This window comes from Clostridium weizhouense (genome assembly GCF_019431045.1).
Taxonomy (GTDB): domain Bacteria; phylum Bacillota; class Clostridia; order Clostridiales; family Clostridiaceae; genus Clostridium; species Clostridium weizhouense.
Genome location: NZ_JAHXPT010000003.1, coordinates 368,285 through 393,223 on the forward strand (window position 1 = coordinate 368,285; position 24,939 = coordinate 393,223).

The following is a 24,939-nucleotide window of genomic DNA, read 5'->3' on the forward strand; positions in this document are numbered from 1 at the left end:
TAGGCTTTTAATAATTTTTAGATTTCTATACATTTCCTAACGTCAAAAAGGGTGTAGCAAAGAACTCTCTGCTACACCCTTGTATAAACCTTTTACAATTTACAAATTTAAAATATCACTTAAATAAATATTAAAAAAATTCATATATTTTTGATATTTATAAATTTCAAATTTATAAATTTACGTTAAACAAAAATGTACCTTGTAGCTCTCCACTATATCATTAGCGACAGTATTACACATATTATATGCAACACCAGAGAATAAACTCGCCAATTTAATCTCTTCGGCAATATTTCCTTTGACTATTCATCATAGCTTGCCAGCTCCAAATAGTTACTCTTAAATATTGCTCCTCTACCCTAGGTATATTTACTCATTCAATTTTATAAAAATTCTAACACTTTATATATAAACTTGCAACACTTTTTTGGAAAAAACTGATTTATTTTAAAAAAATCCAAATTTTCCAATATAATTATGCCATCTTTTGTTCTTTTATACAAAGTTCATTTATAACTTTATATACTCCATTATCATTATTACTTTCTGCAATAAAATTAGCATGTTCTTTGACATCATCTGGAGCATTTTTCATAGCATAACTATAATGTGCTGTCTTAAACATAGTTAAATCATTATAATAATCTCCAAAAACCATAGTATTTTTTCTATCTATGTTAAACTTTTTCTGAAGCATTGCTATAGCATGTCCTTTGCTTACACCTTTATTCATTATATCTATCCATTTATCACCTGATACAACAAACTCTAGTTCATCACTAAGATTCTCTTTTAAATATTCTACTATTTCTGGTTTGACATCATCAGAAACATAATAAGTTATTTTATAAATAGGAACTTTTACTTCATCAAAAGATTTTACTACTACTGCTGGGACATTAAAAAATTTAAATTTATCCATCATATCATCTGTAGGATTTTCTATATAAGCCGTATTATCACTTGCTAAAAATATTTCTTCTCCAAATTCCCTCTTTAAGTCTATCACCTTTTTTATATTCTCTTTAGATATACAATTTGAATATACTGTTTTACCATTTTTATTGTATTTTACAAGTGCACCATTATGTGCGATAAACAACATATCATGATTTACCTTTTCAAAATTTTTATTTAATTGATAATAAAATCTTCCACTAGCTGCTGCAAATTTTATACCTTTTTCATCTAATGTATTTATCAAATGAAACATTTTTTCATTGATTTTTCCATCACTATTTACAAGTGTTCCATCAAGATCTGATGCAATAAGTCTTATCATAAGTATTCTCTCCCTCTCAATTTTAAAATTCATATACTATTATATACCAGACTTCATTTTTATTACAACAAATCCTAAATTTACACATATGTTTCTGATCAGTCCTCATTATAAGAATAAACCGCAAACCACAATAATCAATTTAATCAATTATTATGGTTTTATTTAAATTTATTACAAATAACTTTCCGTAGATCAGCATGTATAATACCTTATTTTATGATACTTATAATATCTTCTACTATCTGAATATCTGTAAGTCTATTTTTTTTCATAAGTTCATCTGGAACATAACGGTCTAGTAATTCCTTCTTGATACCATAATTTAAAACCTTCATGTCAGAAGGACCATAAAATCTTGCAATCTTCTCACCAAAACCACCATCTAAAATACCATCTTCAAGAGTAATTACGAGCTCATGCTCTTTTTTCAAGTTTTCTAGTAATTCTTCATCAATACCTGTGATATACTTTGGATTAATCAGCGTAGCTTCAATGCCATTTTCATTTGAAAGCTTTGTAACAACTGCCTGACCAAGCTGATAGAAATCACCCAGTGCAATCACTACAACACCTTTTCCGGCTTTTGTTACCTGATATTTATTCAATTTAAAGTAATCTGTCTTATCTTCTACTCCACTTTCAATTACTCCCATTGCTGGAACACGGATAGCCACTGGATGCTCTTTTTGACTCATGCCCCACTTAAGCATCTTAAAATATTCTTCCTTACATGTCGGAGCAAGATATACCATATTGGGAATGTTACTCATCATACCAATATCGTATAATCCAAGATGTGTTACATCATTCATTCCATAAACAGATGCTAAATATACTAGTATTACTGCTGGATTATTATTTATACATAGATCCTGTGAAAGCTGGTCATATGTTCTTTGAAGAAACGTACTACATACTCCATAAACTGGCCTTCCACCATTTGCTGCAATTCCTGAAGCCAAAGCTACTGCATGTTCTTCTGCAATACCAACATCAACAAACTGTCTGCCTGCTTCTTTTCTTTTTTCTTTCCCAAAACCAAACACTGCGGGAGTTCCTGACGTAATGGCAACTACTTTTGGATCATTTTTCATAGCATCTAATAAGTATTTTCCAGTTAAATAGTCATAATCTTCTGTATCACCCATAGGAAACTTTGATTCTCCTGTTTCTAATACAAAAGGCATTCCCCAATGCCAATGTTCCTTGTTCTTTTCAGCAAATTCAAACCCTTTTCCTTTAATTGTATGAATATGAACAACTACTGGATGCTTTATATCCTTAACCTTGTTAAATACTTTGATTAACTGCTCAAAATCATGTCCGTCTTTTACATAATAATAATCTAATCCCATTGCCTTAAAGAAATTACACTCACATTTTCCTTCTGAGTCTCTAAGCTTTTTAAGATTTTTATATAAACCACCATGATTTTCTGCAATGGACATGTCATTATCATTTACAACAATAATCATGTTTGTTCCTGCTTCTGCTGCATTATTTAGTCCTTCATATGCTTCTCCTCCACTTAGTGAACCATCTCCAATAATAGCAATGACATTATCCTTCTCATCTTTTAAGTCTCTTGCTTTAGCAAGACCACAAGCAAGACTTATAGACGTGGAAGTATGTCCTATAGTAAAAAAGTCATGATTGCTTTCTTGTGGATTTGAATAACCAGAAACCTCATCATATTTTTCTGAATTAATAAATGCCTCTTTTCTTCCAGTAAGTATTTTATGAGTATAACTCTGATGAGAAACATCATAAACAATCTTATCCTTTGGTGAGTTAAATACATAATGCAATGCAACAGTCAATTCCACAATTCCAAGATTAGGGCCAATATGCCCGCCATGCTCACTTAACTTTTTAAGTAATAGCTGACGGATTTCTGCACTTAAATCTTTCATTTCATCTATTGATAATTTTTTTACGTCTTCTGGTGAATTTATTTTTTCTAAATACATACTTCATCCTCCTAAAATTCATTTATTTTACTGCACACATTTTTTCTATCTTCATCTTCTTATTCATCATCTTGTTTTGCTTATGAATCTCCTCTGTGCCAGCCTTAATTGCAGTTTCATAGTACCATATCTTATATTTGATAGTTTCCATAATCTTCTTTAATCCCTCTATCTGCTTTTGAACAACTTCCTTTCTTAACTGAGTGATTAATAATCATAATTAATAGAACCTACAAAACAATCATAAGGGGTAAAGTTAACTTTATGTCAATACCTCAATTTAAAAAATATTTATTTGTGTAATAAAAGTTATTCTTTTCAAATACAATTAATGCCATTAGTGTTAGTATAAAGTAGTGGATCCATGTAAGCGTAAAAGATTTGACGTATAGTAATTCAAATTTAAGAATGCTAAAATAAACCCTGTAAGTTACTTAAAGGTAGTAAATTACAGGGTTTTAAAATTTAATATGTTTGAACTAGATTATTAATTAAGTTATTTTATTCTAGAAATATTGTTCTAACTCTTCTATTGAATTCAGTTCAAATATATCTGTTGCAATTATTTCTAATGTTTCTTCTGGAAGTGCTTTTATTTTTTTCTTATATTCATCAGGTAATTTTTTAAACTTTTTTATCAACATTTTAATTAAAAGTTCTGACTTTCCTTCTTCTCTACCCTCTTTTATTCCTTGTTCCATTCCTTCTTGTATTAGACTTTTACCAAGTTCAGTCATTCTCAATTCCTCCTTTACTTTCTCCAAATCTTTTCCACTTAAAAATTTATTTGCAAAAGCATATAATATTGATTCTGCATCATACTTATAGTCACTGTTTATGTCCTTTACTATATGTATTGCATTAATTATTTTATCTGCTATTCCTACCTTTCCTCCCATAATAGGAGTGAATATTAGAGCTATTATATCTTGTTTTGTAATCTCTATTTCTGATTTTATTTTTTCTACAATATCATTATATATCTTATCTCCATCTCTACTCCACATAGATATCGAATTAACTTTGTATTCATTTATTCCTGTTTCTAAAACATTGCCTGGATCTTTTATATTGCCTGAATAAACAACATATGTAATTACATCTTTTCCTGTCTGATGACTTAATAACGCTTCATAAGCTCTAAACCTTCTTAAATCCATTTTCCCTTTATTAGTTGTTTGAAACTCAAAATGTATAAAAGTATCATCTTCCATAAGAAAAGTATAATCCATAAACATATTTTTAGTTTCTAAAACTACTAATTCTGTTGGCCCAAGTTCCTTAACTTTTTGATTTATTCCAAAGAATTTTAATCCTTCTTCTGCAAAAAGATCCATTGCTCTTTTCATAATTAAATCTTCATAGTTTATAGGTTTCATTAGTTCACCTTCTTCACATCCTAATTATATTCTCATTTTAAATCATTATTAAGAAGAGTTCAAACAAATTTAATACAAAAGCCACTCCCAATCCCATCCTTTGGAATCAGTGTGGCTTTCTATTCCTCTATAGTGTCAATTACCTGTGACATTGCAAGATTTAATGCTTATTTTATTGGAACACCACTATTCTTAAGAAAATAAGGTGAAAAATTTTAATACCATTCAATTTAACACAGCTCTAAAACTCTAGTACATGTATTACAGCTTCATTTATAGTTTTAATACCATTCAATTTAACACAGCTCTAAAACTTCTTTGTAATGTTCTAACTAATAGGTCTGGTTTTAATACCATTCAATTTAACACAGCTCTAAAACTAAGATTAAATAATAACTCCATTGTTTCTTGTTTTAATACCATTCAATTTAACACAGCTCTAAAACGTGATGATATATGGTTTTGTGATATTGCAAGTTTTAATACCATTCAATTTAACACAGCTCTAAAACTGTCCACTAAGACCGCAAACAAGTAAATGTGTTTTAATACCATTCAATTTAACACAGCTCTAAAACGGAAGTAGCAGTTTCCTGTACTTCCTGTTGGTTTTAATACCATTCAATTTAACACAGCTCTAAAACTAAGATTAAATAATAACTCCATTGTTTCTTGTTTTAATACCATTCAATTTAACACAGCTCTAAAACGTGATGATATATGGTTTTGTGATATTGCAAGTTTTAATACCATTCAATTTAACACAGCTCTAAAACTGTCCACTAAGACCGCAAACAAGTAAATGTGTTTTAATACCATTCAATTTAACACAGCTCTAAAACGGAAGTAGCAGTTTCCTGTACTTCCTGTTGGTTTTAATACCATTCAATTTAACACAGCTCTAAAACATTTGACTTTCGCTTATTTTTATTCTGTATGTTTTAATACCATTCAATTTAACACAGCTCTAAAACGATGCTTTAGGTATTAAAGAACATAAAGAAGTTTTAATACCATTCAATTTAACACAGCTCTAAAACCATTCTTTTCTATTGCAAATACTAAACTTTGTTTTAATACCATTCAATTTAACACAGCTCTAAAACCTCAAATCTGAGTTTATTGCATAGAATCACAGCAAATTCTTGAAAAAAAGAATGATATTTTTTTATTCTATTATTTAATTTATATAAAATTCATCAAAATCTTCATCAATTAAAACCTTATTTTCATAAGCTTTATTACTTTCCCCTTTATAATATTCAACAAAAAGTACATTTATCCTTTTATAAACTATCATTTTATAAATTTCTACTAATTCTTCTTGTGTAAAAAAACATTTTGCATTAACAAAAATTAATACTTTACATATTTTAAAATTAGCTATTAAATCGATTAATAGAAATACATTTTCTAAAGGTTTATCATAATAATTTACATCAAATCTTACATCCATTATTTTTAATAAGTCTTTTATTTCTATTGTCTCTTTTTGTGTTAATTCGTAATCATATTCTATTAAAATATCTCTAACACTTTTAATTAAAGGCTTTTGCAAACTTATTATTGTTTCATCTTCATAATTAAACTTATATTCTTTTTCTATGTCATCATAAAAACCCTTAAGTATTTTGGTCTGATTTGAAAATATATTATAAAAATCATGAATAATCATGCAATTTCTATTTAAATCTATTTCTTCATTTTTCTCATATAAATACATTTCTCCAAAATATTCATTTGTATTTATATTTTTATTTAATGCATAAACAACTTTATTAAATAGCTCCTTATTATTAATCTCTAAGACGTTCACTTTATTAATATTAAACTTAATACTTTCATCTAATAATTCTGTACAAAGTTCTATCACAAAATCACCATCCTATTAGTATCACTTAAAATTTTACTTGTATTACCTCCAGAAACATATTCAATAGCTGCATACTGTTTTTCTGTAATAACCATCATTTGAATAAGTCCACCCTTAACTTTATTCTTCTTAACCTTCTTTTTTATTAGATTTGCAGTAGTATTATTTAATGCAATTTTACTATAAATAGATTCTTGCATCATTATAAACCCTTCATTAATTAAAAATTTTCTAAATTTTCTATATTCACTTCTATCTCTTGTTGTTAAAGTTGGTAAATCAAAAAATACAATTACTCTCATATACCTAAAACTCATATAACTTCAATATCAATAATACTTTCAATCTTTTTATCTTCAATAGCTTTAAAAACACTTTTTAAATATAATGAAATTCCATTTGATAGATAATATTCACTCTTATCAATGCATATCTTTTCATTTAATACATTAATTAACTTATATTTAAATTCTCTGTCAAAATTAAAATTTCTATTTTCATAAACAACTTTATCAACAACTGGTCTAAAAATTTCCATAAGATCACATCCAAGATTAAATTGATTAAATTCATTTTTATGATTAATTCCAATTTGGGTTATATAGCCATTATTAACTATTTCTCTGTTAATAGCTGATAATAATATTGTATAGCCATAATCTAATGCTGAATTGATATCTGAATCTAATTCTCTATTAAATTCCATACCAAAAAGACTATTAAAGTAAACTTTCGCACTATGTCCCTCTCTATTTGTACTGTCATTTTCTTGAACTTGTTCAATGTATTGATTAAGTTTTATAATATTTTCTTTATTAAATTTTTTTAATATATTACTTTGATTTTTTATCTTTTGTTTAATAATTTTTTTCCAAACTAAAGCTTTGATATTTTTATCCCATCCTGCCTGCATTGCAACTTTCTTACTTGTATTATGACTTCCATAGTAAGGCATAACTTCACCATTTGGATTATGCTTTTCATCACAAAAAATAATCTTAATCTTTCTATTAAGTAATTCACAAATAAGTATGCTAGTAATAGATACTAAAGTTGTATCTATTACCAAAGTGTTAATTTCTGACAAATGAATCATCTTAACATCATCATTTCTTACAATTAAATAATTATTTTTATAACTTAGTTTAGATTTTGATGATATAACTACTGTCCTCCAACTCATAATTAATACTTAACCTCTCTTTTATTAATTCCAAGATATGACTCATATACAAATATTACATTAGTCATATCTTTACCTTCTTTACCATTAAGCTTACCTGCTTCCTTACTACACTTTAACTTACTTAAGTCTGCTTTACTGGAATCAGCTTTTGTTAAGTTTAATATTTGATTTATTATATATAACTTACTATCACTATTTAAATTTATAAAATCTTCCCTTTTATCATTTAGATCTTTTATTGCCTTCTTATATGCATTTTTATATTCCTTTTCTAATTTTTCTAACAAATAATCAAAAATTTCTATTAATTGGTTCTTCTTTTCATTTTTTTCTAATTCTTTAAAGTATTTGGGGTCATTTAAATTACATATATTATTATAATATTTACTAGAAATTTTAAGTTGTTTTGCATTACACCATTCCTTTTCAGAAATTATATAATATTCATGTCCTTCATACACTATTTTTTGATATATTGGTATCTTAGGTATTAAAATTTCAATCACTTCATATCCTTTATTCTGAAAATATTCTATAAGTTTGTCAGTGCTTTTTCCAATCTTATCTTTCATAGTTATAGGTACTTTTGCAATTATATTTTTATATTTATTTTTATCTTTTATCTTTATAAGACTGCAATACGAAATTTTCAAACTTGTATAATATCCATATTTACACGGATCTAAAAATACATCCTTATTATTCTTTAATGGTATTTTATTTTCATTTTTTTCACTTCCATTTTTATCATATCTAGTTAGATTAAATAATTGACCTGTCATAACCTCAGTTTTCTTAACTACAAAAGGATCATTATATTCAAATATCTTCTTGATTTTGCTTATCTCACTTTTAGCATCCCAAACAACTACCCCATCTTCATTTATAAAATCAATAGTCATTGAAGAAATAATAAATCCAAATTTATTTTTACAAGTAATTTTTTTTAAGTATTGTTTATATTCATCATAAATAAATTCACTATCTAAATTTCTAAACCTCTTTTTAATATACTCTCCAACAACAGCAACTGCATAAGCATCTTTAACATGATGAAGATCATTTATTTCTCGACTTTTATAAATATTAAATTGTTTTTTAAAGTTATTTACAAGTTCAGCCTTAATTGCATAAACTTTCGTCCCTTTATCTCCATATGCTCTATTTAATAGGTTAACAACATGCTTTGAAATTTGTCTAACTTCCACTAATTGTCTATTAATAAATCCTTTTTCAGCTTCTTTTTCAAATATACCCGTTCTATTTGTTAGATTATCAAATTTTCTCTTTGAAATTAATTTATAATCTAAGAGACTCTTCCAAAAATAAGCCATATTGTTAATTATCTTATCCTCTAAAGCTCCTGAAGATTTCTTTTGATTGTATTCTTTTATAACCAAAACTTTGTTTGAAAAACTATCATCCTTAATTAAAGAACGAGGAATTATGTGGTCCACTTCATAATCTATAAGATTACTTATTTCTAGTGGTCTTCCTGAATACATACATTTTCCTCTCTGCATACAATAAAGATATAATCTTTCATTGTCTATCTTAAAGCCTTTTTCTTTAAGCTTTTTTATTATTTCCTTGTCCTTATCTTCTAAAGCTTCTATTCCTTCATAAAGATCTAAAAGCTTCTTATTTCTAGCTAAAGTTCTCTTTGATTTTCCATCCTCCCTTGCAACTTCTATATAAATGCTTTTGGGATATTTTCCAGTAAGTTTTATAACCTCTTCTATTTGTTTAACAGCTTGATAAATTCCTTTTTTTATAGCAGGTGATCCTTGTAATGTTTTTATATGCTCCTCAAAATTAATTTTTTCTATTTTATCAGAACCATTTTTCTCTTCAATAATTTTATTAAAGCCTAAATTACTATCATTAATTATTTGCATAAAATTAAGGTTAGTTTCTTTTAAAATATCTATAATACTCTTTTTTATATATTTCCCATTTCTTACCTTAATACCATTTAATAATTGTGCTGATAATCTTCCCCAGCCTGAATAATTAAGTTGTAAAATTTCCTTTTTAGCTTTATCATTTAATTTAAATTCAGTATTTAATTTTCTTTTAATGATTCTCTTATCTTCAAAAACTGTAAGATAATAAATTATTCTTTCAATTTCCTCTATATTATCTTTAGTTATTTTTCCATATATTCTTGTAAAATCTTTAATTGGTTTTAAAGTTACACTAGCTTTCTTATCACCTATAAATCCTGTTACTTTAATGTTTCCAGCTGCTGGATAACGCTTTTTATACCAACCTAAAAGCTTTTGTTCACTAACATTATTATAATTCATAAATAATTCCTGTTTAAGTATTTCTTTTTCTGTAGAATCAAGCGTATTATCACCAAATCTAATTTTATTTACTTCATTATAATAAAGATACTCTGTATAAAGTATTGAATTAAAAGGCAAAACTTTCTCACTAGGTAAATAAGAACAATAACTAGTCATTCTAGTTATAAAACCTTCTGCTGATTTTTCTATATCAACAACATCATTAAAATTCCAAGGAAAAATTCTCTCTCCTTCTTTTCCCTTATTCATTTCTATCCAGCCATATTTTTTATTTTGATTTTTATCCAAAGGTCCAATATAATAAGGAATTCTAAATGTAAGAATCTTAATTATTTTATCTTTATTTTCTCTCAAAATAGGATAAAATTCTCCTTGATTTTCTAAAATTTCCTCAAGCTCTTTCAACTGAAGCTGATAAGGAATAATAGAATTTATCGTAGTATTAAGCTTAATTAAAAAATTTTCATTTTCAATTTCACTTAATATATAATCTGTTTCCTGATTTTCAACATCTTTTAAAATTGATTTAAGTTTATCATAGAAAACCTTCTTTTTATCTTCAACACGTTTCTTATTTCCATTAGCTTTTATTTTATTGTTAATGTAGTTATTATAATTAGGCTCATCTTTCTTAATACTTTTAAAAATATCAAAATAAACATTTTCAGTACAATTTTCACGAATAACCTTTTTTAATAGATTTAAATCATATTTAAACTTGTTAAATCTTCCAATCATAGCAGCTGATACATAATCTGTTCCACTTAAAATATCTTTAAGTTTAAGTCCACTATAAAGTTTTTTAACCGTTTCTAAAACCACAAAGTTCTCACCCATTAAATTAGACAATGTATCAAATTTTTCATCAATATCGCTATCTGACATATTAATTTTTTTAAGTTCTCCAAAATCAATATCAGGTAATAATTTACCTATGTCCATAGACAGTCCCAAGATGCCATTAAATATCTCTTTTACTACTATCTTATCTTCTTTAATGTACTTTTCTAAAGTTAAAATTTCATTTATTTTATCCTTTCTACTTTTATTTTTATCCTCCAAAATTTTATAAATATTTTTTTCAGCGTTATTAATACTAATATCTAAATATGTTGAACAATTACTTATTAATTCATCAATTAAATCTTCATTATTACCAATAACCTTAGAGAAATCTTCTCCTTCATATAAAAAATGACCTCTGTATTTAATGATATGATGAATAGCCATATAAATAAGTCTAATATCATATTTTCTTTTATCTTCAATCAGTTTATTTCTTAAATGATATATAGTTGGGTAGTTTCTAAAATAATCTCTATCATTAAAGTTTTTTTCTATAAACAAATTAAAATCGTAACTTTTATCTCTTCTATCTTCCTTATGCTTAAAAGAATCTTCTAATCTATGAAAAAAGGTTGGATCACTTTTCATTATTTCTTCTTCAATAAGCATTCTGAAATTATTAATTCTCCACTTTCTTCTAGTTAAAAGTCTTCTAGTTCCTCTTTTAATTCTTCTAGCTTCTGCTGTTTCTCCTTGAGTAATCTTAACAACGCTCCAAAGATTCTTGTTTTTAACTTTTAGAAGCTTAAAATCATCAGTTATTACTGAAATTCCACTAGAATTTGTTCCTAAATCTATCCCTATACTGTAATCTCTCATAATTCCTCCAATTCTATATATTAAAACTTATTTATACTATTATAATCATAATACATAATATCATATTTTTACCATATTCTTTATAAACATTTCATATAATTGTTGATTCCTTTATAATTTTAAACTATAATATAAGTAAGTTGATACCATTCAACTTAACACAGCAAGTTAAAATAAATTTTAAAACACAATGTTTTACTTAGAGTCATTCCCTATTTAGATAGGACAAAAAAGCATTATTAATCCCACAAGATTAATAATGCTTTTTTGTTTTTTCTTAAAGTCCTTAATAAATTTCTAACTGAAAAACTTAATAATATACTTGATATAAACAATTACTCTTTCAATTTTATTATACAATCTTTTCTATAAAATGAGATACCATATTTTATTATATCTTCATATCCCTCATCTATAAGTTCTAAGTCATATTTATTTCGTTCTATTTGTTCTAATGCTTCATCACATTTTTTGAATATTTCTTTAGGCTTGTCACATACTTTTAGTTCTATTATTACTGCGGGCTTAAAGATAGATAAAGATTTTATATAAATATCGCTTCTACCTTTTCCACCTTCCCTATTAGATTTAATAATATAATCATGCATATTTGCTAAAACTCCAAGTACAAAGCCATGATAGAAATTCTCATAGGCATCATTAAAACTAATTGTTTGTATAAGCATATTATTTAATTCCTTTTGAAAGGTTTCAACATCCCTATTTAATAAAGCTTCATACATTTTAGATAAATCTTTTACTTTAACCTTATCATGAAACCATTTTAGAATTTTGTTCTTAAAAATATATTTAACTTCTTTATTAGGTATTTTTAAGCTTATATAATGATTGTCTTCTTCATCCATTCTTTCACCAACTTTTTTAAAGTACCCAGTAAAGAACATGAAATTCCAAAGATTTTCCATGCTATCATAAACTTCATCATAAGTTATATCTTCATGAACTCTTTTTTCTATAGTATTTCCTTCAATCAAAAGCTCAATTTCCTTTTTGGTTACACTATCTGCTTTTTCAATTAAACTTTTAACAATACTATTTGAGCTTGTATTTGCCCAATAAGATGTTGGGAATGCATTTGTATTTATTTTCAAATCCTTTATAAAACGTACAGCACTCCAAGGATTATAAACTTTAGCATCACCAAAAATATAACCATTATACCAATCTTTTATTAAGGTTTCTTTATCCATTAAATTATAATCTTCAAGCATTTTATTTACCTCTTTTTGAGTAAAACCAAAATACTCATCATAGGATTTATTTAAAATTGATATTATTTCTAGATTATTAAGTCCAGTAAAAATACTTTCCTTTGAAATACGTAAACAACCTGTTATTACTGCAAATTCTAAAGAAGAATTTGTTTTTAATGCAGATTCAAAAAGTGATCTTAAAAATGAGATCATTCTGTCGTAAAAGCCTTCAAAAAACGAATTTTCAAGTGGTACATCATATTCATCAATTAATATTATTGCTTTTTTCTTATGATATTTTTCTAAACATTGAGATAAAAACTTTAATGATGTTATATAAAGTCCTTCTTCATCATCACCTTTTACAATTCTCAAATATTGTTCCTTTTCATTAGTTAATTCATCGCTTTGTAGAATATACTCATGTCTTCTAAATTCATTAGTTATCTCTTCTTTTATGCACTTAAAAGCTAATTCAAAATTAGGTTGTTTTGCAGATTTTAATGATAAATTAATTACAGGATATTGTCCCATATGAGAAGTATATTTTTCTCCTGCCTGCATTATATTTAATCCTTCAAAAAGATAAGAATTATTCTCTTCTCTTTTTTCAAAGAAATATTGAAGCATGCTCATATTTAATGTTTTTCCAAATCTTCTTGGTCTTGTAAATAAGTTCACATCTGCTTTATTATCAATTAAATCCTTTATTAATAATGTCTTATCTATATAATAATATTCTCTAGTTATTAACTTTTCAAAATTGTCTATCCCTATAGGTAACGCTTTAAAATCCAAAACATAACACTCCTTTTAATGTAACCTAAAATATATTTATATTATAGCCTACTTAGTAATTTTCATAAACTAAAATCATAATTATATTTTTGTATCAAGCATTCCATAGATAATTTTTACTAACTTACTTTTTGGCTTATAATCACTCCTACAATATAGTAACATTCCCTTGCTAAAATATTTTCAGTAATCAAAACATTGATATTATTCTTAAACTCTATCTTTCTTACACAAATATGACTATATCTAATTGTATTGCTGCCAATACGATTAAAGTCCTTAATAAGTTTCTAAATTAAAAACTTACTAAGGACTTTATAACTACTATCTTACTTTTTCATTTTTAATAGTTATTCCTAAAGTTAGCATTAATCCTCCCCAAAGAATTGTTGCTCCTAATAATAAAAACGATACAGCTTGTCCTGTCATGTATACTACCTCCTATTTCCCACTCTATGTTTTGATTAAACGTTTATATTGTATTATAATGACTCAATGAGACTGAAATTTGCTTTGTATCACAATATAAACACTATTTTAAAACATATCAATTTTCACTTTTATTTTTCCAAGATCTTTTACTTATTAATATTCCACCTATAATTCCTAAAGCTATAATTGCCCATCCATATAATAATAACGGTATTAAATCATATCCTCCATATGGAGTTTTAAATTCTTTTATAAGACTTTGAATTAATGTTATTGTTAATAATGTAGGTGTAACAAACTTTATAATCACGTCCCACCATTTTCCTATTTTAAAATAAGACATAGAATTTGTATGTTCTCTTATTGTCTTAGGTTTAACTATCCATCCAATAACAAATGCCTCTAATAATCCAACTACAACTATTCCATAATTATTTATGAAATTGTCCATAATATCTAATAGATATAAGCCAGCATTTGTTGCAAAAACTGTGCTTATTAAAAATCCAACTATAGAAAGAGTTGTAACAACTTTTTTACGTTTCCATCCAAATTTATCAATTATAGCTGCTGATATTGCTTCAACTAAAGAAACTGATGAAGTAATCCCAGCAAATGATAAACATACGAAAAATAAAACTCCTAATACATTTCCCCATACTCCCATGATTGTAAATATCTTAGGGAATGCTATAAATGCTAATCCAATTCCACTTGTTGCAACATCTTCAACTGCTACTCCTTGGCTTGTTGCCATTGCTCCAAGAATCCCAAACACTCCAATAGCACATAAAAATTCAAATCCACAGTTTGCAAAAGCTGTCATAAATGCACTATTATTTATATCTGTCTTTTTAGGAAGATAGCTTGAATATGTCATCATGATTCCAGTCCCTATACTTAATGAGAAAAAGACTTGTCCATACGCAGAAATCCAAATTTGAGGATTTTTTATCTTATCCCAATCTGGTGTAAATAAAGTGTTTAATCCAACTGTAGCACCTTCTAAAGTAATCCCTCTTATAACTATTATTATCATTATTACTAATAAGCATGGTAATAATAATTTACTTGTCTTTTCTATTCCTGATTTTACTCCATTGTAACAAATATACCAGTTTATTATCCAAATTAATGCTATTCCAATTAATATAGGCCATACCATCTCACCTATATTCATAGGTGAATCAGATAACTTTAAAAATTCCTTATAAAAAAATTCATTAGAATCTTCTCCCCATACTTTTCCAAAGCTGAATGTTAAATATTTTAAAGCCCAGCTTAATATCATTGAATAATAGCATAATATAATTGATGAACTGATTATTGACCACCATCCAAACCATTCAAATTTTTTATTAGCTCTTGATAAAGCAAGAGGTGTAGAACCCTTAAATTTATGTCCCATTCCATACTCCAATATTAAAAGAGGAATTCCTGCTGTGAATATAGCACAAAAATATGGTATTAAAAATGCTCCTCCTCCACTTGAATAAATTACATACGGGAATCTCCATATATTTCCTAACCCTACAGCTGATCCAATTGCTGCAAGTATAAATCCTACCTTTGTCCCCCATTGTTCTCGATTTTCTTCCATTTTTAAATCCTCCTAAGTTAATTATTTGCTATATTTTGATTAAATGTTTCTATTAGATATAAACCTACTTTTAAAACATAAACCAAATTTAGAATATTTATAATAAAAAAATCTCATAGTTATTTATGAGACTTTTTAACCTAGGATATAAAAAAGCCTCATACTTAATCTATGAGACTTTTTGATATATAAAATAATACAAAAAATAGCCTCATAATACTCTATGAGGCTATTTCATCTATAAAATATAAATTAGCCATCATAGATACACTCACTTTAAACAGCAATTGCATCTATGACAGTAATAAATATAAATTCATCAAATCATAAACACAATTGCTACAGTAATTCGGCTAACAATAAGAGTACTCTATTAAATTTTGATTTTATTTCAAATTTTGCTTTTATTGAATTCATAATATTTCCTCCCCTTCATTTCTTTGTTATTTATAATATCAAGTATTTTATAATTCGTCAATACTTTAAATATTTTTTTGTTAATTTTATAATAAATAAAGGTTTATAATAACATTTTGTTTATAAATAATTGTTTTAATATCGTATACTTTGCAAATTTATATTTAAATATTAGATACTATTTAATAACTTAATTAAATATTTTTAAATTTCTATGTTCTAAATTTCTAGAATATATATGTTGTAATATGATTTCTACAATCAAATTTTAAACTTAATTTTAAATTATCTTCAACAAGATTGTTTAAACAAATGTAGATTTTAAATTGCAATATATATATATATTGATTTTTAGATATCATTACTATATTATATACGTCTAATTAACTTAATACTTTTTATAAAAAATCATATCTATAATTAATTGCCATTCCATTATCTAATACTAAAATAAATATTTCTTCAAATGATTCAATATCACTGCTATTAAATTTATAAGCTTTATATGTGTTAATCAATTCGTTAATACCTTGTTCTATTTTGCAAAATTCATCAAGCTCATTGCTTTTTTCATATACTGTTAACGCTTTATTAATTATATCCATATTCTTTTCCTCAATAAAAACTACTTTTTTTGTTTCTTTATTTCCCTCTTTAAACTTTTTAAATCTCTCATCACCTATACTTTTTATTAATGATTTTTTATTTTTTGTATGACCTTCTTTTACTAATTTAGCTCTCTCTTGATACTTTCTATATAGTTCCTTTGAACTAACTATACCACCCTTACTGTATAAATATTTAATTAGTTCTAATTCATTTTTATTTAATTCAATAAATCTATATCCTGGAACATTTCCTCCAAACTCTTTTAAAATATGATATTGACCATCTATATATTTTGCTAACATCCAATTATTTTGTATTTCTTCTTCTGTATCTGCTAAAATACAATGCTTACTTCCATGAGATATAAAATTCCAATGATCTGATATTCTTAAACTTCCTTCAGGTTTATAATCCCAAGAAACTCCTGGTACATTATAATAACTTAAACTATATGGACTTTTATTAATATATTCAAACTTGTTAATTTCATCTAATACTTCCTTTGGTGTTACCTTTGCACTTTGTGGTAATAATAATTTCCTCATAAGTATTCTCCTAACTACTTTATCTAATAAACAAACTCTGCGTAAATTTAATAATTATATTATGTAAATAGTATGCGTATGTTTAATCTTAAAATTACCCTATTGTATATTTTTTATTTTTCATACTAAAAAACAGACTAGAAATTAATCTAGCCTATTTAATATTTATCAGTTATTTAGTTTTTTACTATGTTTTAAAACAGTATTGATATTGTAGTATAAGGGCGAACTGGCATTGGAATTTGCTTTTTAAAAATACTTCTCTTCTATTTTTAAATCTGTAAATAATACTTCATAACCATTATCAATAGGGCTACAACAATATATTCCGCATTTAACCATTTTTTCTTCACTATGAAGGTGACAAATTCTTAGTTGTCTCCATCCTCTATTTAAAACATTAACTTCTATTTTATAATCTTTTCCTTCTCTACTAATTCTAAATTCAGCTTCATTTACCTCTGAATCTAATTCTTCTGTAGACCAGTCTGAATATCCTAAATTAGTTACAACTGCACCTAGCTTTGGTGGATTACTTAATTCATATTCAATAGAAGTTTTTAACCAATTATCTTCATCTACTCTTACTACTAATCCACATTGGTCAAATTGATGAATTGCATTAAACTTAACCTTTGTTGTCATTATAAAGTCTTTTTCAGTTTCTATATATAACATATGAGCATTATCATTTCTAAAACCATAATGAGTTCTTTGCCAAAAATCTGTTATTCTATCAGTCTTTACAAAAATACCATCTTCTCTAAATTCCCATGCTGATGGTTCATATAACCACTTCATCTTATTTAATGATTCCTTGTTATTTAATAAGTCAACAAAAACTTCTGGATCATTTTCTAACACTTTATCATTTTTTATTATTATATCCACTTTGCCCTTAGGATTATCTATTGAAAAATGTTGCCTTTGAAGCCACATAAAATAATCTCCGTATAATTCCTTTTTATCTTTACTGCTTCTTTCTATTGATGATGTAAAAGTACAATCTAACCATACCTTTATATCAAAATTAATATCTACTGTGTTTTTAAATAACAATAATCCTTCAACTATAACTATATCACTTTTTTTGTAACATTCTTCAATTTTTCTTTTTAAATTATAAAAATCATAGGCATTTTCATAATAAAACTTACATGGATTCTTATCATTAAAAGATTCTTTAAATATATCTTCATTTTCATCTAAAGAAATTACAGAAACATCATAATTAGATTCATAAAATTCCTTTAGTTTATTAGCAAAAGTAGTTTTACCACTTAAGCTTATGCCACTTATTCCAATTACTACTTTCCCATTTTCCTCTATCTTCTTATGTATTAAAGAAGATAACTCTTCATTTAACATCTATTCTTTTTCCCCCTTATGATCCCCCTTAATTTTTACTTTTATCTCTACTTCGTTATATTATATTTAATAATATAAATATTTACTTGCAATAATTTGATAATAAATAACACTAAACTGACTTTATTAATATTTTACTATTTTTTAATAATGTTGATATTATAGTATAATGGCGAACTGGCATTGGAATTTGCTTTTTAGAACTCTTAAGTAAGAGTCAAAATTTTATATTTTGCTACTCGAACTTACTCAGCGAATGTACATGAGTCGAGTTTCCTTTTAGTCTTACAATTAATTGCTTGTCAACAATCTGTGATTGGGAGCATGCATTAATTGGACTAAGCTTTATTTTAGAGTTCTTAAAGTAAATTCCCCTGTCCATGAGCTTTATATTATAATACCAACATTCACTTAAAATATAGTTTAAGATTTAATTATCTGCTGGAAATACTATACCTGCATCTTTTCTAGCTTTTACTGCAGTTTCAACTACATTTAAAGAATGCTCTAATAATTTATAACACATATCTTTATTATCATTATTAAAAATTTCTTTAAAATTCTTTAATTCATATACCATTCTATTAGACACTTCTTGGTTATTGTAACTTTCTATTTTCCCATCTATACAAGTTTCAAAAGAAAGACACTCATTAGTTGAACTATCTAGTTTTACATATCCATTCCTACCTTGTATATATACAAAACTTGGACTCATCGTATCTTTTGCTCCAACACATTCACACACAAAATCTTTATACCTTAATGTAACTATTCCTGATGTATCAATTCCATTCTCTGCAATATTAGCTAAATATCTTACATCTACAGGCTTTCCAAAAAGACCTATAACAAAATGTAAATTATAAATATTTATATCATATAAAGCTCCACCTGAAAATTTAGGATTAAATACATTAGGTATTTCTCCATTCATAAACGAATTATACCTGCTTGAATATTGAGAAAAATTACATTGAACTAACTTTATGTTTTGTAACTCTTTAATTTTATTTTTAATATCAATAAAATTAGGTAAATATATTGTTGTAATTCCTTCAAATAAAAATAGATTATTATCTTTAGCTATTTTTATTAAATGTTCACTCTCTTTTATAGTAGATGTAAATGGCTTTTCACAAATTACATGTTTTCTGTTTTCTAAAGCTTTTAATGCATAACTATAATGAAGACTATTAGGTAATGCTATATAAATAAAATCTATTAATTTATCTTCAAGCATCTCTTTGTAATCAGTATATACAGATTTTATATTATACTTTTTAGACATCTCATCTGTTCTATTGCTTATTTTTCTTGAACATAATGCTATACATTCTACCCCATCAACTTTTGATACGGCTTGTAAAAAAGTTTCTACAATACCACCTGTTCCTACAACTCCAATGTTCATATTACTACCTCCTACAAAATACGTTTAAAATCATAAATTTTCTATATAAGTTCCTCACCATAATGATAAATCATATTATTTATAAATATTTTTTAATTTATATAAATAAACAAACTCCTCAGAACTTATATATCTATATTTCCAACTATTATATATTAAAATTCTTCTAATAATTAAATTATATAATAAATTAAATTCCATTACTATCTTCAATTACTATAAATAACACATATGTACATCCAAAATTATAATAAATATTATAATTTTCATTAAACAAATTAAATCTTTATTGTTTATTTCTTCATTTTTTTCAATTTTTATTTCAAATTCATCATTTTTCTACAATTTATTTCATAAAACCGTTTACTATTAGTAGCATAATTATACCATAATATGATATAATTTCTTCCTAAACAATTAAATGTAAAGGAGATGAATTATTATGAATTCAAAAAAATCTTTTAGTTCCTTATTACTAATGCTAATATCTATTCCAATCATTGCACTAATAGCTGGTTCTGTAGTAAATTTTATCACTACAAAGACAAACTATTCAAATTACATTGCTCTTGGTGGTGCTATCGTTTCAGTGGTTTTAATAATAATTGTATTAAGTCTTTGTAAAATTAAGAATATAGTTATAGCAATCATTTATTCTTTTTTAGTAGGAACTTCAGTATATATGGTTCATACTTATGGAGACTATGTTCGTTTTGGTAAAGAACTTGCAATAGAACAAAACTTAACTGACACTAGTGAGACTAAAGCTCTTGCAGATAAATTTCTTGAATCTGAAACTGGCACCTCAGGCGTATGTGGATATGTGAAATATGTAGCCAAGGTTGGTATTATAACTAAATCTAGCAAATCTCATCAAGTTACAAAACATGAAGGTGCAGATGCATGGATGGAAATAGGATTTGATTTACTTTCATATGTTGCTGTCTCTATTGGATGTATATATTATTATATGAAAGATAAGAAAAAAGAAGAATTAGATGAAACCGCCAATGGGGCACTAAACCAAAAGAATTAATAGAATCTATATCTTTTAATAAAAAAAGATATGAAAACACAAATATTTAACAACTAATGCTTAAAAACTCTTATCAAATTATTAATAGAGTTTTTAAGCATTCTTATTTTTAATTACATATTATAAAATGTAATTATCTTTCTATTTATTGCTATTAGTAATTTCAATAGCTAACTCTGAAATTCCAAAGTTATTTTCATCAAACATTATCTGTTCATAAGAATTATATTTGGATATATCATCTAATTCACATAATTCCTTATTTGTAATAACAGATTTATCCTCATCTTCCCCTATTGAATATTGATCACGCTCTAAATTAAGCATATCAAGATTTAATTCTTTATTGAATTTATTTAGAGGGATATCAGTATCTTCTTCTACTTTTAAAAATTTACAATCTATATCTTTAATAAATTTAGAAGGTATACCATTAGATGTTATAAATAATTTTTCAGTAGCTCTTGTCATTCCAACATAAAGTAACTTTCTTTCTCTAAACTCTAACATATCCATATCCTCTTCTTCAACTTCCACTGGACATAATGGCATTACTGTAGAGTTAACTCCTGCAATTATTACTATCTTAAATTCAAGACCTTTAATAGAATGCATTGTTACAAGTTTTACACATTCTTTATGAAAATCAAGTTTATTGGCATTATCAAATATTAAACAAGGTATATTATACTTATCTAAACAAATTTTAAATTCTTCTAGCTGTCTTTTTTGTCTAGCAATTATAACTATATCCTCTAATTTATAATCTTCCATAAGGTTTTCCACTATTAAATTACCTATATATAAACCTTCTTCATTTGCATCTTTAAAATTTCTATATGTTGGATAATCGCCTTGCTTGTCTATTAAATTAGGTTTAACAAAATTATCATCCTGAAGCAAGTCTTTATTACTATTAATTAAACTAAAGGCCGCCTCAGCTATTTGTGTTGTTGTTCTATAATTTTTAGTAAGTGCATTAGATTTACCTGTCATATCATATCCAAGACTAGTAAATGAACGATTTTTAATTAGCCATGCTTGAGAGTATATACTCTGAGCAACATCTGAAATAAATGTTATACTAGAATAAACTTTTTTATTATATAATGTCTTTAAAAATTCTAATTGAACCCTTGTTAAATCTTGACTTTCATCTATTAAAATGTGAGTATATTTTTGAATGGGACATTTCTTAGCTTCCTCTAATGCAATTAATGCCATATCTTGAAGATCCACTTTATTTATCTTTTTTAAATTATCATTATATTTTAATAAAACATCAAATATAGCATTTCTTTGTTTAGACTTTTTTCTAAGTTTTTGAGGTCCATCACTATTGATATTACTAACTCTCCCTATTCTATCAACGCATTGATATTCTTGGAGATCCATATAATTACAAGCCTTAATCCATATAATTTCTTCTTTAATAAATTGAAGATATTTAGAATTAATTACTTCAACGTTTTCATATTTATTGCTAATAAACTTAATAGCATCTATTAATTCATTCTTGCACTCTTTTTGTGATGCGATAGTTAATTTCTCATTATGCTGATTTTTATACCTATTAAAATACATATACATTATTGAATTTATTGCTTTAATATACAACTTGCTACTATTTTCTTCATCAAATAAATTTGCTTGAGCATTAATCTCATCCTTAATATTATCATATATAACTGATACATATTTTTGAAGTGCTTTATTATAAGTTACCATAAGTACACTATCATCTTTATATGGGCAATAGTGTCTTAATAGTAGTGGTATCTTGTTTGCAGCAACAGTAGTCTTACCAGAACCTGCTACACCTTTTATTAATGAATGACCATTTGGTTTACTCTCAATTATTCTTTTTTGTTCTATATTAAGTTGCATTTCTACTCCCTCTTTACATATATTTTCTAAAATTTGGTAATTATTATATTAATTGTACTATATTCTGTGCTTATATGTAAAGTTTTGAATGATTCTAAATTTAAAACATATAAAATTAAGAGGATATTTCAAATATATTTTTTGAAACCTCCTCTTTTCTCTCTAATTCTCTTTCTAAATTATTTAAATAACATTATTAGATAACTTTCCTATGGCAGCTGATAATATCATTGGTAATATAGTGTTTAATGGAAAAAAGAATATAAGTAATATCATAGGTATAACCATATTATCCATAGCTTTACTCACAAAACATGTAGTCACTACAACTACACTAAATACTGGATCAATTCCAAATAAAATTGATAATCCATATCCAATACAACTTCCTGAGAATATTATAGGAAAAATATGTCCACCTCTCCATCCAGTTGATAAACAAATTTCTGTTAATAATAACTTAATTAATCCTATAATAATTAACATATATGCCCCTATACTGTTCCATTCAAAAACCAACTTTTTTAATTCATGCTCACCTGAAAATAATGTATAAGGTAATAATGTGCCTATTATTCCTATTGATATTCCCCCTATTATTGCTTTTACAATCTTTTTATCCTCAAAGGCTTTCAATAATTTATGAAGTACTTTGCCATACATTTTATAAATAATACCTACTAATATAGCGATTAATAGAAGTATCACTCCAAATAGTATTTCACGCCTACCTATTTTACATTCTCCAAATTTAACTATAAAACCCTCTCTATTATCTATTTGTGATAATAATATAAAAACTGAAAAACCAGCAATCGTAGTAACTGTATATATAATAGTTTTTATCTTTTTTATTAAACTTTTATCTTTATCACTATTTTCTCCAAGAGTATATACTCCAAATAAAGGTGCATTAAATATCATACCTATACTTGCTTGCATACTAGATTGAGTTATTTCATCTGCATACTCATTAATAATATTATTTTTCTTAAATTTTTCATTCATCTTATCTCCAACAAATGTAATAATACCACCAATTATCCCTGTAAGTGCTGCTTCTGGACCTAAACTAGCTCCAAAAAATAAAACAGTAAGTGCTGCAATAGTAGCTTTTGGTACTGATTTATACTCTACTTTTTTATTCTGTTTAAATTCACCTAAAGTTTGATTCATAAATTTAGGATAATCTCCAAAATATTTTTGAGTAAGTCCTACTAATATTCCACCTATTATTCCAATGATTAAAGTCCAATAATTTGTATTAAAATAATTAGGTAATGTATTCCACATAAAGTGAATCCCTAAATTAACCACACTTAGAAATAACCAAGTTAAAAAACCTACCATTCCTCCCATAACAATACTATATATTATTATTTCAAGGTCTATTCTTATAGTTTTGTTCATAATCTTCTCCTTTTATATTTATATGAATAATTATTTATATATTTAATTCTCATCAATAAATTCAAATATATAACATCATTTTTTACCTGTCAATATATATATTGTGGAAGTATAGATTGTAATTGTATATTATAAAAAGAGCACCTACTTACATAAGTACTCTAAAAATCATTCTGTTTTTATAGCTGTTCAAGTTAAATTATTTGTGGATTATAAAATTAAGAAAATTGCTATTGAGGACAAATCTTATGAAGATATTAGATTTTCTCTTCGCTCTTGCTATTTTTCTGAAAAAGATATAGATAGTGGTGTTAGTATAAAGTAGTGGACACATTAAGTCGAACTAAGTAAAATAATATTTAGTTAAAAAAGGATGTGTCCATCTGACCTACAGACAGTTATTTGTAATAAATTTTAATAAAACCATAATAATTGATTAAATTGATTATTATGGTTTTCGATTTATTCTTATAATGAAATTTTATTACATAACTGAATTAATATGTAAATGAATAATTAAAAGTATTCAAATGTAT

At 25.8% G+C, this 24,939-nt stretch carries 17 protein-coding genes, 1 CRISPR repeat array and 1 riboswitch; of the genes, 1 reads left to right on the forward strand and 16 read right to left on the reverse strand.

Annotated features, from left to right (window positions below; all coding sequences use genetic code 11):
- Positions 1–197: 197 nt before the first annotated feature.
- Positions 198–368: riboswitch (Lysine riboswitch) on the reverse strand.
- Positions 369–478: 110 nt separating this feature from the next.
- From KYD98_RS06125 to KYD98_RS06185, 14 genes are all read right to left on the reverse strand, one after another.
- Positions 479–1,285 (reverse strand): HAD family hydrolase, encoded by an 807-nt coding sequence (locus tag KYD98_RS06125; RefSeq protein ID WP_219778710.1) that lies wholly within the window; start codon positions 1,283–1,285, stop codon positions 479–481.
- 212 nt (positions 1,286–1,497) lie between these two features.
- Entirely contained in the window at positions 1,498–3,258 is a 1,761-nt protein-coding gene (locus tag KYD98_RS06130) for a 1-deoxy-D-xylulose-5-phosphate synthase (RefSeq protein WP_219778711.1), read from the reverse strand.
- A gap of 22 nt (positions 3,259–3,280) precedes the next feature.
- The gene (locus KYD98_RS18160) at positions 3,281–3,409 is read right to left on the reverse strand and encodes a hypothetical protein (protein ID WP_258049666.1); all 129 of its coding nucleotides are present in this window, start codon (positions 3,407–3,409) and stop codon (positions 3,281–3,283) included.
- Positions 3,410–3,764: 355 nt separating this feature from the next.
- Positions 3,765–4,637, reverse strand: a complete 873-nt coding sequence (locus KYD98_RS06135; RefSeq protein ID WP_219778712.1) for a DUF4351 domain-containing protein — start codon at positions 4,635–4,637, stop codon at positions 3,765–3,767.
- Positions 4,638–4,849: 212 nt separating this feature from the next.
- Positions 4,850–5,743: a CRISPR direct-repeat array (repeat unit 36 nt; unit sequence GTTTTAATACCATTCAATTTAACACAGCTCTAAAAC).
- 74 nt (positions 5,744–5,817) lie between these two features.
- Positions 5,818–6,510: a type II-A CRISPR-associated protein Csn2 gene (csn2, locus tag KYD98_RS06140; RefSeq protein ID WP_219778713.1), complete on the reverse strand. Its 693-nt coding sequence runs from the start codon at positions 6,508–6,510 to the stop codon at positions 5,818–5,820.
- Positions 6,507–6,812, reverse strand: a complete 306-nt coding sequence (cas2, locus tag KYD98_RS06145) for a CRISPR-associated endonuclease Cas2 (protein WP_219778714.1) — start codon at positions 6,810–6,812, stop codon at positions 6,507–6,509. The genes csn2 and cas2 overlap by 4 nt, the downstream gene beginning before the upstream one ends.
- Before the next feature lie 11 nt (positions 6,813–6,823).
- A complete protein-coding gene (gene cas1, locus KYD98_RS06150; protein ID WP_219778715.1) occupies positions 6,824–7,693 on the reverse strand; it encodes a type II CRISPR-associated endonuclease Cas1 in 870 nt (289 codons plus the stop codon).
- 2 nt (positions 7,694–7,695) lie between these two features.
- The gene (cas9, locus tag KYD98_RS06155) at positions 7,696–11,673 is read right to left on the reverse strand and encodes a type II CRISPR RNA-guided endonuclease Cas9 (RefSeq protein WP_219778716.1); all 3,978 of its coding nucleotides are present in this window, start codon (positions 11,671–11,673) and stop codon (positions 7,696–7,698) included.
- Between the two features lie 335 nt (positions 11,674–12,008).
- Positions 12,009–13,685: an AAA family ATPase gene (locus tag KYD98_RS06160; protein WP_219778717.1), complete on the reverse strand. Its 1,677-nt coding sequence runs from the start codon at positions 13,683–13,685 to the stop codon at positions 12,009–12,011.
- 324 nt (positions 13,686–14,009) lie between these two features.
- The gene (locus tag KYD98_RS06165; RefSeq protein WP_219778718.1) at positions 14,010–14,114 is read right to left on the reverse strand and encodes a MetS family NSS transporter small subunit; all 105 of its coding nucleotides are present in this window, start codon (positions 14,112–14,114) and stop codon (positions 14,010–14,012) included.
- Positions 14,115–14,232: 118 nt separating this feature from the next.
- Positions 14,233–15,717 carry a sodium-dependent transporter gene (locus tag KYD98_RS06170; RefSeq protein ID WP_219778719.1) on the reverse strand — a complete coding sequence of 495 codons (1,485 nt, stop codon included), beginning with the start codon at positions 15,715–15,717 and terminating at the stop codon, positions 14,233–14,235.
- An 815-nt stretch (positions 15,718–16,532) separates the two neighbouring features.
- Complete coding sequence (locus tag KYD98_RS06175) at positions 16,533–17,288, reverse strand: hypothetical protein (protein ID WP_219778720.1); 756 nt, start codon at positions 17,286–17,288, stop codon at positions 16,533–16,535.
- Positions 17,289–17,537: 249 nt separating this feature from the next.
- Positions 17,538–18,656: a DUF1349 domain-containing protein gene (locus KYD98_RS06180; RefSeq protein ID WP_219778721.1), complete on the reverse strand. Its 1,119-nt coding sequence runs from the start codon at positions 18,654–18,656 to the stop codon at positions 17,538–17,540.
- A 430-nt stretch (positions 18,657–19,086) separates the two neighbouring features.
- Complete coding sequence (locus KYD98_RS06185) at positions 19,087–20,070, reverse strand: Gfo/Idh/MocA family protein (RefSeq protein ID WP_219778722.1); 984 nt, start codon at positions 20,068–20,070, stop codon at positions 19,087–19,089.
- A gap of 478 nt (positions 20,071–20,548) precedes the next feature.
- Here KYD98_RS06185 and KYD98_RS06190 point away from each other — a divergent pair, with 478 nt between their 5' ends.
- Positions 20,549–21,106 (forward strand): hypothetical protein, encoded by a 558-nt coding sequence (locus KYD98_RS06190; RefSeq protein ID WP_219778723.1) that lies wholly within the window; start codon positions 20,549–20,551, stop codon positions 21,104–21,106.
- 141 nt (positions 21,107–21,247) lie between these two features.
- Here KYD98_RS06190 and KYD98_RS06195 read toward each other — a convergent pair whose 3' ends face one another.
- Positions 21,248–22,993, reverse strand: coding sequence for a 3'-5' exonuclease (locus tag KYD98_RS06195; protein WP_219778724.1), 1,746 nt, complete (start codon positions 22,991–22,993; stop codon positions 21,248–21,250).
- A gap of 183 nt (positions 22,994–23,176) precedes the next feature.
- Positions 23,177–24,403 (reverse strand): chloride channel protein, encoded by a 1,227-nt coding sequence (locus KYD98_RS06200; RefSeq protein ID WP_219778725.1) that lies wholly within the window; start codon positions 24,401–24,403, stop codon positions 23,177–23,179.
- Between the last annotated feature and the right edge of the window lie 536 nt (positions 24,404–24,939).

Excerpts from the sequence above, each read along its gene's own strand:
- KYD98_RS18160 (WP_258049666.1), bottom strand. The coding sequence starts at position 3,409 with ATGGAAACTATCAAATATAAGATATGGTACTATGAAACTGCAATTAAG.
- KYD98_RS06190 (WP_219778723.1), top strand. The coding sequence starts at position 20,549 with ATGCTAATATCTATTCCAATCATTGCACTAATAGCTGGTTCTGTAGTA.
- KYD98_RS06130 (WP_219778711.1), bottom strand. The coding sequence starts at position 3,258 with ATGTATTTAGAAAAAATAAATTCACCAGAAGACGTAAAAAAATTATCA.
- cas1 (WP_219778715.1), bottom strand. The coding sequence starts at position 7,693 with ATGAGTTGGAGGACAGTAGTTATATCATCAAAATCTAAACTAAGTTAT.
- KYD98_RS06185 (WP_219778722.1), bottom strand. The coding sequence starts at position 20,070 with ATGAACATTGGAGTTGTAGGAACAGGTGGTATTGTAGAAACTTTTTTA.
- KYD98_RS06175 (WP_219778720.1), bottom strand. The coding sequence starts at position 17,288 with ATGAGGAAATTATTATTACCACAAAGTGCAAAGGTAACACCAAAGGAA.
- KYD98_RS06195 (WP_219778724.1), bottom strand. The coding sequence starts at position 22,993 with ATGCAACTTAATATAGAACAAAAAAGAATAATTGAGAGTAAACCAAAT.
- KYD98_RS06200 (WP_219778725.1), bottom strand. The coding sequence starts at position 24,403 with ATGAACAAAACTATAAGAATAGACCTTGAAATAATAATATATAGTATT.
- KYD98_RS06180 (WP_219778721.1), bottom strand. The coding sequence starts at position 18,656 with ATGTTAAATGAAGAGTTATCTTCTTTAATACATAAGAAGATAGAGGAA.
- cas9 (WP_219778716.1), bottom strand. The coding sequence starts at position 11,673 with ATGAGAGATTACAGTATAGGGATAGATTTAGGAACAAATTCTAGTGGA.
- KYD98_RS06170 (WP_219778719.1), bottom strand. The coding sequence starts at position 15,717 with ATGGAAGAAAATCGAGAACAATGGGGGACAAAGGTAGGATTTATACTT.
- KYD98_RS06165 (WP_219778718.1), bottom strand. The coding sequence starts at position 14,114 with ATGACAGGACAAGCTGTATCGTTTTTATTATTAGGAGCAACAATTCTT.
- KYD98_RS06135 (WP_219778712.1), bottom strand. The coding sequence starts at position 4,637 with ATGAAACCTATAAACTATGAAGATTTAATTATGAAAAGAGCAATGGAT.
- KYD98_RS06125 (WP_219778710.1), bottom strand. The coding sequence starts at position 1,285 with ATGATAAGACTTATTGCATCAGATCTTGATGGAACACTTGTAAATAGT.
- cas2 (WP_219778714.1), bottom strand. The coding sequence starts at position 6,812 with ATGAGAGTAATTGTATTTTTTGATTTACCAACTTTAACAACAAGAGAT.